The following is a 14036-nucleotide window of genomic DNA, read 5'->3' on the forward strand; positions in this document are numbered from 1 at the left end:
ATTTAATAAATGATAGCTATGAAAAGATTATATTTTATATTAGGATTTATATTAATTTCCATGTTCACATGGGGACAAGGTTTGGACGGGATTACTCGTTTTGATCCAGAAAGGATTGATACTGATGGACGTGAAAAATTCGTGGAAGTAGAATTCATGTATCGGTATGATCTAGGAAATTATCCCGCATACCAAATGGAAAGAGATATTTCTGAATATAGACGGACTAATTTTCATCAACTTGGAGCAGAAGTTGAAGTTCAATACACGAGTAATACGACAGGGAAATGGAGGATTTATATTCCCGAGAATTCAACTTCGGATACCCGGGGATTTGAGTTTCATTGTCAATATGCTCATTTGGTGGTAGTCCAAACTTCTTTACCCACTATTTCGGTCTTTAATCTTTCCGGTGGGGGAACTTGTATGCCGGGAGTAACGTTACAGTTTACCTTAAGTGGCTCCGAAATCGGTGTCGTATATTCATTGGTACAAAATAGTACCAATCGTACGGTAATGAGTTTAAATGGTAATGGAAAACCTCTTCAGTTTGATGTTGCATGTGAACGTGGGAGCTATAAGGTCGTGGCTTGGAAGGAAGGATACAGTAAAGATATGAGTGGTGTTGTTAATGTTACTAATCCAAGTATATTTTCTTCAATTGTATCTATAACACCTTCTGAGTATTTTTTTCCCAAAGAAGGTGGAATGGTTGAAGTTACGATAGAATCCTCAACAGATATTATGGAAGAAATTGACATTTTTCGACAGTATGCCGATATGTGTAACCAAGGACTGATTCGTGATTGGGATAATTATTATCAAATAAAAAATGTGAGACAAATAGCTCGTAATAAGGTGGTATGGAGGATCTCGGCTGATCGGAATTTTGATTACTTGGCCCCTAGAAATGATTGGTATTGGGGATATGATTGGTATCTTTATTTAGATCAGAAAAGTGGTGATGGAATTTCAATTTTTGATATTTCTGGTGGTGGAGTCCTTTATAATTCGTCCTCTTCTGTGTACATAAAATTGTCAGGTACTCAAGAAGGTTACACGTATCGTTTATTGAAGAATGGAGAAGTTGTAAAAACGTTTACGGGAACAGGGCAAGAATATAGTAATAGCGTTTCAGAACCGGGTAGGTATACGATAGAATGGTATTTTAATAACCGATATGTAGCCATGAGGGGAAGTGCTTTTGTCGAGAGAGCTGATCCCAATTCCTACACGTCTAACAAGAGCTATATCCTTACGCGGGATTATATAGAAGCAAACACGATGAATGTTGATGCGAAGTATAACACGATGGTATCTTACGTGGATGGCTTGGGACGGCCACTTCAAGATGTTCTCGTAAAAGCTTCGCCTACGGGAAATAATCTTTATTCGTTCCATGTTTATGACAGTACCGGTCGAGAGACGAAAATGTATTTGCCGTTAACCATCTCTGGTAATCCAACTTACAATCAAAATATTATAACAGAGCAAGCTGCTTTTTACCAGAATCTCTACGGGGTTGCTAATCCAGCCTATGCGGAAGTTCGATATGACAATTCTTCAAACGATAAGATACTCGAACAAGGTAATCCTGGGGCCTCATGGAAAATGGGAGAAGGACACACGACCCGTTTTGCTTATCGAAAAAATACAACAGAAGATCAGGTGAAGAGATTTATTTTAAGTGGAACTTCTCTTGTTTTAAATGGTTTTTATCCAGCTAACACGTTAGTCGTGTCTGAAATAACAAATCCTCAAGGAGATATTTCTTTTGAATTCAAGGATTCACGAGGGCATGTCGTCGCAAAAAGAACAAAATCTGGTACCGAACAAGTATCAACTTATCAAGTATTTGATGATTTGGAAAGGATTCGCTACGTGATTCCGCCTGCTCAAGAACAATTGTTTACATCAGGAACAAAGACATTACCAGAGCTTCAAAAATATTGTTTCTACACGGAATACGATGAATATGGTAGAGTATATAAACAATATATTCCTGGTGCCGGCTATAAAATAAACTTGTATGATAAACGGGGGCGTTTAGTATTATCGCAGAATTCACAACAACGACTTGATGATAAATGGGAATTTATTAAATATGACGAATATAATCGTTCTGTTATAACCGGATTATGTAGTGGCTCTGAAACAGAACATCGAACTGCTTTGGCGTCTCAAACTGTTTTTGGAGAACGAAGGGGTACGGCGTTACACGGATATACGAATATTACTTACCCAGTTTCTGTAACAGAGAATGAATGTCTGAATATCATGTACTTTGATGATTATGATTGGGTCGGACAGTCAAGTGTTGCTTTTTCAGATGGAGATGCTTTTGATCAGGAGAAGAACGATAATGTTGTCGGAAAAGCAACGGGGAAGAAAACGAAAATACTGGGAATCAACTCAAACCAGTGGTTGCTGTCTGCTATCTATTACAATTCAAGATACGAAAGTATTCAACATGTGGAACAATTATATCCATCAGGAATTAGTATCGTGTCAAATCTGCTAAATTTTAAAGGGAATGTTATTCAGGTGAAACATAAACAAACACTTGGAAATGTTGTGAATGAATTGAATAAATACTTTACTTACGATGATCAAGGGCGTCTTTTAAAAACGGAACAACAAATCACGGGAGATAATGTTAATGGTAGAGTCCTTTTATCCGAATGTACTTATGACGAGTTTGATCGAATGAGCACGAGTAAAATTCATAACGGAGCCCAAACAATAACGTATTCTTATGAAATCGGGGGGGCAATCACTAGCGTATCTTCGCCTTCTTTCAGTTATTATCTAGATTACGATAAAGTAAATGTATCTGGTGCTTCCGCTCGTTATGACGGAAATATAAATGCAATTCGGTGGAAAAATGGTAATGGAGTGGAAAAAGCCTATATTTACACTTATGATAAAATGAATCATTTAAATTCTGCAGTGTATAAAGAGAATAAGGGGGGATGGACAAATGATAATCGATACAAGGTTAGTGGGTTAACATACGATCAAAACGGGAATATAAAAACTTTAATTCGAAATAATTCCAGCGGGACTATTCTTCATGATTTAACTTACACGTATGCGAATGCAAGTAATGCTAACGCCGTAAGTAGTATCGTAAATAATGGGAATACGAAAAACTTTAGCTATGACGAAAATGGTAATATGATCTCGGATGGGAATCGTGGTGTAACTATTTCCTATAACGAAATTAATTTACCGAAAGAAATAAGCAAAAGTTCTGAAATAATTTCATATATTTACAATGCAAATGGCGAAAAATTAGCCATGAAAGTCGGGAGTTCTTTGACATATTACCGAGGATTAATGATTTATAATAATGATAATTTATCTTACATTATTCATCCGGAAGGATTGACCAGAAAAAGTGGTAATAGCTTTGTTTATGATTATGCATTATGTGATCATTTGGGAAGTACTAGAGTTTTACTTGAAGCATCTGGAAATACATTAGCCACGATTCAAACGACGGAATATTACCCGTTTGGTTTGGCATTCCAAAATAATAATCTTGATAAAAACAAGTATTTGTATAACGGTAAGGAATATCAAGATGCATCTATTGGAGGAAGCGTGTTTGGAACCTATGATTTTGGGGCTAGACTTTATGATCCCGTTGTCGCAAGATGGTTCTGTCAAGATCCGGCAGTTCAAATGATGAGTCCTTATTGCTATTGTGGTAATAATCCTGTGATAATGGTAGATCCCAATGGAGAATTCTCGTGGTTAGCTTTTGGTATAGGTGCTGCATTTGGAGCTTTTTCTGGGGGAATGTTGGCTAATGATGGACAAGTAAATCCTTTTAAGTGGGATTGGAGCTCTGGTAATACTTGGGGAAAGATATTGGGTGGTGCGGTTATTGGTGGAATGTCGGGAGCAATTGGTGCAGAGATTGCCGCTAGTGGAGGTTTTATGGCAAACACTATCGGTACTATGGCAGGATCTCTCAACTCTTCTCTTGGAATGTCTCTATTAAGTGATGGCCTAATAGATCCAGGAATTTCATTCGGGTTCGGTAACTTGAATTTGCGAAGTGGAAAATTTGATTTTTTCCTTGATGGAAATAATAAATGGTACGAGGATCTTGGATATGGTTTAGGCGCTTTTGCAACACTATCTGATGTTTGGTCCGGAATTAAAGGATCTTATAATGCCACAGGGAAATTAAGATTAGAAACGGACGGACATTCACAACTTTACAATTATCAAGATAGTAAAACTTTTTCTTGGGGAGCAATGGTTGGTGGGGAAGGTAGTACAGAGCGTTATGCCCGTACATTGCCGAATGCTTTTAAAAGTTTAGATCCGGTTGTTGATTACTCAAATTCAGTAAAAGGGTTACTAGCACGCTCTGTTGATATTAAGGGCGTTAATCTGTCAGGTTATCAAAAATATATAAATACTCTTCCCGGTGGTATAAGATATAAGATGGCGTTAATTACACCTTTGAAGAATATGCATTGTACAATTGCGGCTTCTAGGGCTCTTTTATCTGGGGGTGTTTTTAATATTCCTATTTTGAGAACGCCAATGTTTTTGGATTTACAAATGCGAATTAGAGATTACGCATTTATGGGATATAATTTAAATAACTTGAAACAATGAAAGGTATTTTTGTTTTTTTGTTCATATCGTTTTTAGGGACGAATTTGAAAGCCCAACAGTACATTTTGATTGAAAATCGTGGACAAGTTCATTTTTTTGACTATCAAACGGTAAAACATGAATATGGAACTTATAGAATATCTAAAGATCATATGCTGGCTGAGGATATTAGCGGGTATCATTTAGTAGGATATGCTTGGAAATTAGATTCTTTGATTCTTTATTTGGAGAGAGAAGGTGTTGTTGCAGAGAAAAGTGTGTTTTGGGATTCGAGTATAGTTGTTCCTCAACGAGTGTCATTGCAAGGAACTAATTTGATGTCATATTATCGACAATTGAAAGATCCTGATGCCGTTTATCAATGTGAAGATCTTACAATAAAGGTTCGGGATAGGGGACATGTAACTTGCTATAAAGGGGACAGTTTGTTGTGGGAAAAATTGCCTCGTGTCAGTTCTTTCGGGATTGGTACGTATGGCTTGGGATTCCAAAATCCAGTAATATCGCAAGATAAAAAAAAGTTGTTGTTTCAATACGCAACTAATTTTAAGCACTATCTGGTAGAAATAGATGTTCTTACCGGAAAAGAGACTAAAATTGGACGAAATGCGGAAGGAACACCTTATTTTTATTCGCCGGAAGGGAATTATATTTTATATCGAGCACGAAATCATCAATTTGTTATGTATGATAAAATGGACCCTAAACGGAAAACGCCTTTAGAGTGTTCATCATGGAAGAATGCTTTTTGGCTTTATCGGTAGCAAGTTGATTTAAGCAAAGTATGATATTAGTGGAATTAGCCACAATCTTTAGTATTATATAATTGGGGGGTCGGGATATAGTTGAGAATCTATGTCCCGATCCTGTCTTTAATTCAGTATTAATTTATCTAGGATGATTTTTCTAATATTAATTAGGATTTCTATGTGAGTGTTTTGATTATGATAAAAATGTATTCGAAAACAATTCTAAGTCTGCCAAATAGTACTTTTTTATTACAACTTTATTTTGTAAGTTTGTTTGTAGGAAGGTTCGTTATTCCTAATTATTTTGTTTAATTAAAAGAAAAAAGAGATGGAGTTTTTAGGTATCTTTTTGTCACGAAAACGTCACGGTAAAAAAAAGAAGCACTCACGATCTTTCGTAAGTGCTTGGTTTTCAGTGAGCGGAAAACGGGACTCAAACCCGCGACCCCCAGCTTGGAAGGCTAGTGCTCTATCGACTGAGCTATTTCCGCGAATGTGGGGAGAGCAGGATTCGAACCTACGAAGACGATGTCAGCTGAGTTACAGTCAGCCCCAGTTGGCCACTTTGGTATCTCCCCTTTGTTCAAAGAACATTTGTTTCGGCTGCAAATATACAGCTTTTTGGTTTTGACGCAATAGTTAGAGTTATTTTTTTTTTGTAGTTTTTAGCGATAAATCTTGGGGTTAGAATGAAAACTTTAGGCGGGCGAAACCGAACCACGCTCTCACGTCGATGGGGATGGTGTCGCCTACTGTGGTGAAATACTGTGAGATAATGGAGAAATCGAGGTTGTTCCACAGGGAATAATCCATGATAAATCCGGCAAAACAAGTTTCCAGTCCGGACATGTACATCCCCGACAGGGATAGTGACAATCGGTCGGTTGGGGGATAGAAGACCATCGCGACGGCGTTCCAATCGTTCATGGCGGTCATGATGTTTGCCGACGAGGGATTGAGTACGAATTTGAGGATATTCTTCAACGAGAAAATACTCTCTTTATTATTGTACATCACTTCTCCCTGTAACATGATTTTATTGGAAAACAGGTAATCGGCACCGAAGGAAGCCTCGATGATACCGCTCGATTTACCGAAGTTGTCCAGTGGTTGGCGATAAGCGAGTTCCCCGCGCAGGTTCACGCCCCTGATATCTCCGGTCATGGCCCCGCCGATGACAAAGTCGTCTTCCGATTGAATCCCTGCCATGACTTGGAAGTCGAAGTTTTTGATCGTACCGTGGTGTAAAAAGGCGGCGGTAACCTTTTTCGAGTTGTCGAGAGAAACAACGACTTCGCTGAAAGAAGTTTCGTCGTGATAATACGTTCCCCGGAACGCGTCGCAACCGGGACGCTCGATGTAGTCGAAGTCGAAGAACGAGTAACTGTTGAAGAGATCATTCGCGTTCCACACGAAAGTTTGTCCCCAGTTTACCCGTTGCCTGCCCAGTTTCAGGCACCATCTCCCTTTCTCAAAAGTGAAATAGAGGCGGTCGCAGGTCAGGTTCAACAGGGCATTCTTTTCGTCCATGATGTTCCACGATAAATCCATGTAGCCATTGTCCGTTTCCATTCTTTTGGCGTACCCGGGAATGTCGAGAAAGTCGCCGCTAAACAATCGGTTTCGTATTCCTGCGTCGATTCTCCAACATTCCCCGGGTTGCCAACCGAATGTCAGGCGGTTGTGCACGATGTTTTGCCAGTACCATGAATCGTCCAGATTCTCGGTGAACATGGAAAACATTTCGTTCACGTAGCCCGAGAATTCGGGTTTTTGAACCTCTTGCGAGAAGAGGTTCTTTGACAAAATGATAACACAAAAAAGAACAATATATTTTTTCATTTCACGATGTCGTTTATGATTTTACCGTCTTCAAGGGTAATGATTCGCCTTGCTTTTGCCATGATTCGAGGGTCATGCGTGGAGAACACGAACGTGATATTCTCCTTCTCGTTCAGCTTTTCCATCATGTCCAGAAGATTCTCCGCGGATTTACTATCCAAGTTTGCTGTCGGTTCGTCGGCGAGGATGAATTTGGGTTTTGATGCCAGCGCGCGGGCTACTGCCACGCGTTGCTGTTGTCCCCCGGAAAGCTTGGAGGGGCGGCTGTTGGCGCGATCTCCCAAACCGACGGATTCCAGCAATTCTTGGGCACGCTCGTCCCGTTCGCTTTTTTTGCGTCCTTGCAATTCCATGACGAACGCGACGTTTTCCTTGGCGCTCAACACGGGGATAAGATTGAAAGACTGGAATACAAACCCGATATTGTGTAAACGGAAATCGACCATTTCTTTGGGTTTCAATAGCGAGATATCCTGCCCGTCGATATATAAGTTGCCGGAGGTCGGCGTGTCCAGTCCCCCGATCAGGTTCAACAAGGTGGTCTTCCCGGAACCCGAAGGTCCCACGATGGCCGTGAATTCTCCCTCGGAGATACTGATATTGACATCATCGACAGCGTGTACTTCAGACATTTCGTCTTTGTAAGTCTTGTATAAGTTTTTAGTTTCTATAATTGGCATGACACATTAATTTTAGATTTTAAATTTTAGATTTTAGATTTCTCCCCACCTGCCAACGCTTCATTCTACATTCTTGATTTCTATTACCGTCTTTCAAGCTCTCTTTAACTCTTTGTAGCTTCCCATGAATTGATCTTCAGCGCTTTTCGGGCGGGGTAGATCGCTGACACGATGCCCGTGATAACCACGAGTATAACGATTTCCATGAAGGCTTTAGGGAATAAGAACGGGTAGACGACCGAACTGAACCCGAATCGTTCGTAATTCGCGTTGAGCATGAACCCGAGATCTATACCATGTTGCCCCGTGTACCCGATTACCCAGAGTGCCAGCAGGATACCGGCGGCACTCCCCACGACGGTGAGGCATAGTGTCTCGAACATCACCATTTTGAATATGTTTCGTTTGTTCATCCCGATGCAGGCGAGTACCCCCAGTTCTTTCGTCCGTTCCAGTACAGCCATGAGCATCGTGTTCACGATACCGAACGAGAGGGCTATCAGGAATATCGACAGAATGATCACGTTGATCAGGTCTGTCCACGCGTACATCAGCCCGAGGGCGGGTTGGAGTTTGTTCCATCCTTGCACGTCCATGTCCGGGAGCGCGGCAGTCACGGCTTCCGTGACCTTTTTCCCCTCGTCAACACTGGCGGCGAGTATCGCTACCTCGTGGGCGGCGTCTTCCGGCAGACCGGTGTAGGGGAGGATGTCGCTTTTCCTGACAAAGATCGTGGACTCGTCGAACATGCTGTTATTTGTTTTGAATATTCCGCCCACGCGGAACGCCATGCTTTGCATATCACCGTTCACGTCTTGAATGGAAAGTACTACTTTTGACCGCAAGCGCGCTTTCAGTTTCTTGGCTACCCGTTGGCTGATGACGACGGGTAATTTGCCGCTTTCCAGAAATGTCCCCAGCGAATCGGGGATATACTGGTGGAGCGTGGTGGTTGCTTTCTCTTCCGCCGGGTCGATAGCGTGCACGAAAGCCCCCACGGTATTCGAGGCGGAGGCAAGCACCCCGTACAGTTTCAAGCGGTACGTGACGCTTTCCAATCCCGTCACGGAATCTATTATCGGTTTCACCCTATCCCGCGTGAAGTACGAGTTGATGTCGTAATTGTAGCTAAATTCCGGCGTGTGTATCTGCGTGTGCGATAGTTGATTGCATATTTCTGTCTCGATTGTTGCCCGTCCCCAACCCGTGACGAATGCTATGGTGAAGGTTCCCGCGAACAACCCGATAGCTATTGCGCTAAGGATAAGTATACTGCGGAATTTATTGCGCCAGATGTTTTTCCATGACAGGCGCACGAGCATTAAAGTTATTTTCATGGGCGTATGGCTTTATTGACTTTTAAACGGAGTATTTTACTGATGGGGTAAATGCTTGTCAGGCACGTGATAAACAAGATCACTAAGGCTTGGTTCACGTAAATATACGTGCTTGTCGCCGTGGGTATCACGGGCTCCATGCCGTAACCGAGGGCGATTTCCGCCAGTTCTCCCGTGAGCTGTATCGGGTAATAGCTGAAATAATACGTGATAGGAATGCTCACCGCGATAGCCAGACACGCGCCCAGCAGCGTCATGAAAAACAATTCAAGGCATACCACGTTTGAGAGGATTTGCCGTTTCATTCCCAGTGCCACGACCACCCCGAACTCGTGCCGGCGTTCGTTCGTCATCATGATCACCGTCCCGAGGATGCCGAAACCCACGATCACGTACAGGATAAACATGATGATTTTCGAGAATACTTTGTTCGCTCTCGACTGTGTCAGCAGGCTTTCCATTGATTCCTGCCATCGCATCACGTCGTACGGTGCGCCTGCCACTCGCTCCTGCACGGCGGCAAAGGCTTTCTCTTGGTTCTCGTCCTCGTCAATGGATATGAGCATCCCGCTGTACCCGTCCGGCATATTGATGTACGCGTGGGCGGCGGGCAATGTCATGTAGAGGAATCCTTTGTCCATTTCCGGGATGATGATCGACACGATCCCGCGTACGGGGAACAACCCGATAGCGTTCGTCCCGTGGTATCCCTGTCCCATGAGGGCTACCGTGTCGCCGACTTCCACTTGCAGGTATTCGCTCAACCCCTTGCCGAGCAGTATCCCGTCATCGTCTTGCCGGAGGTATTTCCCTCGTGTCACTCGTTGTGACAACGACGATTTGAGTTCTTCTTGCGCGGGATCGATGCCCACGATACCGACGCCTTTCGTGGTTTTATCCGAGGAAATCATGGCGAACGTTTCCACCCGGGGCGATACGTTCGTGATGTGGGGGAGGGTGCGGAGTTGTTCGATCATGGCGGCATCCATGGTCATGTAATTGTCGATACTCTTCTCTTCCCAGTATCCCTGCCGGTGAATTTCGATGTGTCCGACTTGCGTGCGCAACAAGTTATCCATTAACTTGTTCCAGCTGCCATCGGACAAGGATATTGTCAAAATGCTGAATAACACGGCGGAAAACACGGATGCCACCGTGATTCCCGTTCTGCGGGAATTACGCCATATATTTCGCCAAGCGAGTTTTATCATGTTACCGGAGTTTTTTCATGTTTTGTTGGGAAAAGAAACTATCACTCATGGGCTTGTCGAACTCGTTCTTGTGTACGGTCAGAACGGTCTTCTGGTTCGGCTTGTCAGCCGGGATGACTTCCAGTCGGGTGGGAATTTTCCGTCCCTGTATTTCTTTGATGTCATGACCGTTGTACGTGTTGATCAGCACGCCGTCCTCGTCGTAAAATTCGGATTTGACCTCGATAAAGTCTTTCTTGGTAATCCACACCACGATTTTGCCCCACACCACGGCGGCGTCTTCCTTGGGAACCAGCGTCAGTTTGTAGCACTCGTGTCCTCTCACTTCTTCCGTTCCGTTCAGCTCGTGCGTGTAGTCTTCTATCTTGGACGAGTGTTTCGTCATATCGTCGTTCGTGAAATCGCTTCCCATCCACGATTGTCCCATAACGGACGAGGACATTTTTACCATCCGGTCGATGCTCGGCATCCAGTTCCACAAGTCTTTTTCTCTTTTCAAGAACGCTTGTCCTTTGTCCTTCGCTGGTGAGGTGATGAGGATGAGTGAATATTTCTCTCCTTTCGTCCAGTTTTTTATACCGACTTCCCTTGTCCACGTCGGGCGTACGATTGTCATGGTGACTTCCGAGTAAAGAGTTTCTCCTTGTTTGTTACTCGTCACTTTCTCCATGATTTCCTTCGCGGTGAGTTCTTGTGCGTGCAGGCTTCCGCCGAATAGCAACACGCAACAGGTAATGATTAATCTTCTAGTCATCTTGCTGTTATTAGTTTAGTTATATTTCGTCTTTCTCGTCTATAACGAACGAGGTCTTAAAATAGGGTACTTCATTTACATTAATTTTTAAAGTCTTATTTACGACAGGAAAAATTAGAAAACGGGTGACAAGATTTAATTGAAAATGGAAAATGGAAAAGACTATCTTCTCCGTCTCGTGGACCTCAACGCAATTTATGGCGCGTGTAGTATGACGCGGTAAGTGTTTGGAATAAAATGAGTCCCAGAATGACCAGTCCCAATCCCACGAGATAGGCCGTCGTGTAGTTCGAGGCTTTGGCGATATACCCGCCGAGGAATACACCCGCGCCTAAACCGATATCCCAGCACGTGAGGTAAGTCGAGTTCGCGGTGCCTCGCTGATTATGCCTCGCGAGGTTGATAAACATGGCTTGGAATGCCGGACAGACGAAACCGTACGACATTCCGATCAAGAATGCCGACAGGTAAAAGAAGTGTATCGTTTTAAGGAATATAAAGCACGAGAATCCCGTGATCATGAACAAGATGCCCAGCAGAATCGTTCGCGTCAAGTGTCCCCGGTTCATCTGGCCGGCGGACAGTAACCGGGAAGTGATAAGCCCGAATGCCATTAGCATAAAGAAAAACCCGGTACCCGATTTAATGTGTACCTCTTGTTCGCCGTAGATAGCGACGTAGGTAGACATGATGCCGTAGATGAAAGACAGGAGAGCGATGTTTATTCCCGCGGGAATGCCTTTCAGAAGGAAGAAACGGTCTAGCGAGATCGGTTCCCCCGCGGACGTGATTTTCTCCGGGGCCTTGATGAGGGAAACACAGATTAGCCCGAAAGTTCCGGTCAACAGGGAACACAGGAATATATAGTCGTAATTCCCGTAATTGTCATGCAGGAAAAGGGATAGGGTGGGACTCAGTGCCATCGCGATATTCGTGGACAGCCCGTAGTACCCGATCCCCACGTTACGCCGGGATGAAGGCATCACGTCGATCGCCATGGTCGAGTTCGACACCGTGACCATGCCGAACGAGAACCCGTGGACGGCACGCAATATAGCGAAAAGCAGGAGTGTCCCCGCGACGATGTACCCGGCGAAGAAGCCCACGAAGACGAAATAACAGGTGACGAGCAACGGTTTCCGAGAGAAGTAATCCACGAGGAAGCCGGAAAACGGACGAGTGAGTAGTGCTGTCAACGTGTAGGAAGCGAGAATCGTACCGATTAATGCGCTGTCTGCGTTAAATTTTTCTATCAAATAGAAAGGAAGTACAGGCAGTAGCAGGTAGAACGCGAAAAAAATCGAGAAATTCCCGAGGAACGCTAAAATGAAATTGGAAGTCCATAGCTTCTCCCGTGTTTGTGTCGTGTACATACTTGCTGTTTTATTTTGTCCTTGGGTCCTGTGGTGGGCGGAGGGCATTGTTCGGGGGACAAAGATAATGTATTTTGGCGAAAAAGAACTTTAATCTAGTGATGGAAGCAGGGGAATTAATTTTAGATTTAACAATTGTAGATTGCTTCCCACCTACCAACGCTTCTTTCATTTTTTATATCTTTTCCCCGTGTATCCCTAGGGATATTCTAAGGTATCTCTGGTTGTAATTTACTAATTATTTTATTGTTATTCTACTATTACTCTATTAAAATAGTATAATAATAAAATAATAATAGAATGACAATAGAATAACAAGGCATGTATCCACTGTGAATCAATAGGATATATATGGGGTAAACCTATTGTACGCGAACTTTTTTATAGTCGCCTTCGGCGAGTTACAGGTTGCATTTGCCTTCGGCAAGTTACAGGTTACTTTTCCTGCATTGGAGATAGTATTTCAGATCCTCCTCTGTTTATAGAGGAGGAGGAGGCGTAGCCGACGGAGGAGTTTATTAATTAAGTGATTGAGTGATTTTAGATTGAATGATTTCTCTCCACTTGCCAACGCTTCGTTAATCACTAAATCGACAATTATTGAATCACTAAATCCAAGAACTCCCTCCCGGCTTCGCCGTACTCCCTCTATAAACAGAGGGAGAGCTAAGTTACAGTCCCAAACGCCGGTAACACAACTTGTGACTCGCCGTAGGCGAATGTAACCTGCAACTTTTCAAGTCGCCGAAGGCGACTTGAAAATCTACTTTTTGTACCCGATAGGTTGGGTGTAGATCACGAAGTTGTTCTTGGGTAAACCGATCACTTTCGCTAGAGCCTCTCTGTTGACGGAACCGATTGTCACGGTTGCCATGTCCTTGGCGGCACAAACGAGGTACACGTTTTGAGCCATGTACCCGGCGTGGTGGTTGGAGTACAGTAGCTTTTGCTCCGGATCGGAGATACGTCCCTCTTTGTCGTGGTTGGCTACATAGATGAAACACACGGGAGCTACCGTCATGAAAGGTTGCGGGCCGCATTCTTTCCGGTAGTCGCCTTTCTTCACGAGTTTCAGTTCGTGTTTTTCGGCGTTGTAGCGGTAGATGCCGTCGGCTGTCGCCACGTAGAGTACCATTTCCTGCCAGTTCGTGGCGGTCGGAACGGTACGTTTGCCGATCTCCGGGCGGTTAAGGCCGTTCGCTGCCCACACGAGGTCGGAAAGGTCTTGCAGGGATAGTTTTTTCGTGTCAAAATCACGGGATGTTTGCCGTTCGTTCAGGCATTCGGCGAGTGATTTTCCCCCGGTTTTCTGCGGTGCGGGTAACTTGATGTTTTGAGCATTCATGGCGCTTCCCATGAATGTAAGCACGAGCATTGTAATAATTGTTTTCATTAGTTTACTACGTTAGTTGGTGTACCGTTAAAGAAATTCAGGATGTTATCGACAGCTTC

Annotated in this window: 9 protein-coding genes and 2 tRNA genes; 2 read left to right on the forward strand and 9 right to left on the reverse strand. The window is 43.5% G+C overall.

All coding sequences use genetic code 11. The annotated features are described in order from the left end of the window. Positions 1-18: 18 nt before the first annotated feature. Positions 19-4638: an RHS repeat domain-containing protein gene (locus Q5866_RS17060; RefSeq protein ID WP_303181469.1), complete on the forward strand. Its 4620-nt coding sequence runs from the start codon at positions 19-21 to the stop codon at positions 4636-4638. Then, the gene (locus Q5866_RS17065; RefSeq protein ID WP_303181471.1) at positions 4635-5402 is read left to right on the forward strand and encodes a hypothetical protein; all 768 of its coding nucleotides are present in this window, start codon (positions 4635-4637) and stop codon (positions 5400-5402) included. Before Q5866_RS17060 ends, Q5866_RS17065 begins: the two co-directional genes overlap by 4 nt. Positions 5403-5805: 403 nt before the next feature. On the opposite strand, the gene Q5866_RS17070 is transcribed toward Q5866_RS17065, so the two are convergent. The 9 genes from Q5866_RS17070 to Q5866_RS17110 form a co-directional block, all read right to left on the reverse strand. Then, positions 5806-5878: transfer RNA gene (locus Q5866_RS17070), tRNA-Gly, on the reverse strand. Between the two features lie 5 nt (positions 5879-5883). After that, positions 5884-5965, reverse strand: a tRNA-Tyr gene (locus tag Q5866_RS17075). A 106-nt stretch (positions 5966-6071) separates the two neighbouring features. Beyond that, positions 6072-7229, reverse strand: coding sequence for a hypothetical protein (locus Q5866_RS17080; protein WP_303181472.1), 1158 nt, complete (start codon positions 7227-7229; stop codon positions 6072-6074). Continuing rightward, a complete protein-coding gene (locus Q5866_RS17085; RefSeq protein ID WP_186978539.1) occupies positions 7226-7909 on the reverse strand; it encodes an ABC transporter ATP-binding protein in 684 nt (227 codons plus the stop codon). Before Q5866_RS17085 ends, Q5866_RS17080 begins: the two co-directional genes overlap by 4 nt. Before the next feature lie 104 nt (positions 7910-8013). After that, on the reverse strand, positions 8014-9246 hold the full coding sequence (locus Q5866_RS17090; protein ID WP_186978540.1) for an ABC transporter permease: 1233 nt from the start codon (positions 9244-9246) through the stop codon (positions 8014-8016). Next, positions 9243-10457, reverse strand: a complete 1215-nt coding sequence (locus tag Q5866_RS17095) for an ABC transporter permease (RefSeq protein ID WP_186978541.1) — start codon at positions 10455-10457, stop codon at positions 9243-9245. Before Q5866_RS17095 ends, Q5866_RS17090 begins: the two co-directional genes overlap by 4 nt. Position 10458: 1 nt before the next feature. Continuing rightward, on the reverse strand, positions 10459-11211 hold the full coding sequence (locus Q5866_RS17100; protein WP_099291944.1) for an outer membrane lipoprotein-sorting protein: 753 nt from the start codon (positions 11209-11211) through the stop codon (positions 10459-10461). 185 nt (positions 11212-11396) lie between these two features. After that, positions 11397-12584, reverse strand: a complete 1188-nt coding sequence (locus tag Q5866_RS17105) for an MFS transporter (protein ID WP_186978542.1) — start codon at positions 12582-12584, stop codon at positions 11397-11399. 763 nt (positions 12585-13347) lie between these two features. After that, positions 13348-13977, reverse strand: a complete 630-nt coding sequence (locus Q5866_RS17110) for a SagB/ThcOx family dehydrogenase (RefSeq protein ID WP_227215038.1) — start codon at positions 13975-13977, stop codon at positions 13348-13350. Positions 13978-14036: the final 59 nt, after the last annotated feature.

Source organism: uncultured Butyricimonas sp. (genome assembly GCF_959596855.1).
Taxonomy (GTDB): Bacteria; Bacteroidota; Bacteroidia; order Bacteroidales; family Marinifilaceae; genus Butyricimonas; species Butyricimonas muris.

Coding starts and splice junctions, on each gene's coding strand:
- Q5866_RS17110 (WP_227215038.1), bottom strand. CDS start 13,977: ATGAAAACAATTATTACAATGCTCGTGCTTACATTCATGGGAAGCGCC.
- Q5866_RS17080 (WP_303181472.1), bottom strand. CDS start 7,229: ATGAAAAAATATATTGTTCTTTTTTGTGTTATCATTTTGTCAAAGAAC.
- Q5866_RS17085 (WP_186978539.1), bottom strand. CDS start 7,909: ATGCCAATTATAGAAACTAAAAACTTATACAAGACTTACAAAGACGAA.
- Q5866_RS17095 (WP_186978541.1), bottom strand. CDS start 10,457: ATGATAAAACTCGCTTGGCGAAATATATGGCGTAATTCCCGCAGAACG.
- Q5866_RS17100 (WP_099291944.1), bottom strand. CDS start 11,211: ATGACTAGAAGATTAATCATTACCTGTTGCGTGTTGCTATTCGGCGGA.
- Q5866_RS17065 (WP_303181471.1), top strand. CDS start 4,635: ATGAAAGGTATTTTTGTTTTTTTGTTCATATCGTTTTTAGGGACGAAT.
- Q5866_RS17090 (WP_186978540.1), bottom strand. CDS start 9,246: ATGAAAATAACTTTAATGCTCGTGCGCCTGTCATGGAAAAACATCTGG.
- Q5866_RS17105 (WP_186978542.1), bottom strand. CDS start 12,584: ATGTACACGACACAAACACGGGAGAAGCTATGGACTTCCAATTTCATT.
- Q5866_RS17060 (WP_303181469.1), top strand. CDS start 19: ATGAAAAGATTATATTTTATATTAGGATTTATATTAATTTCCATGTTC.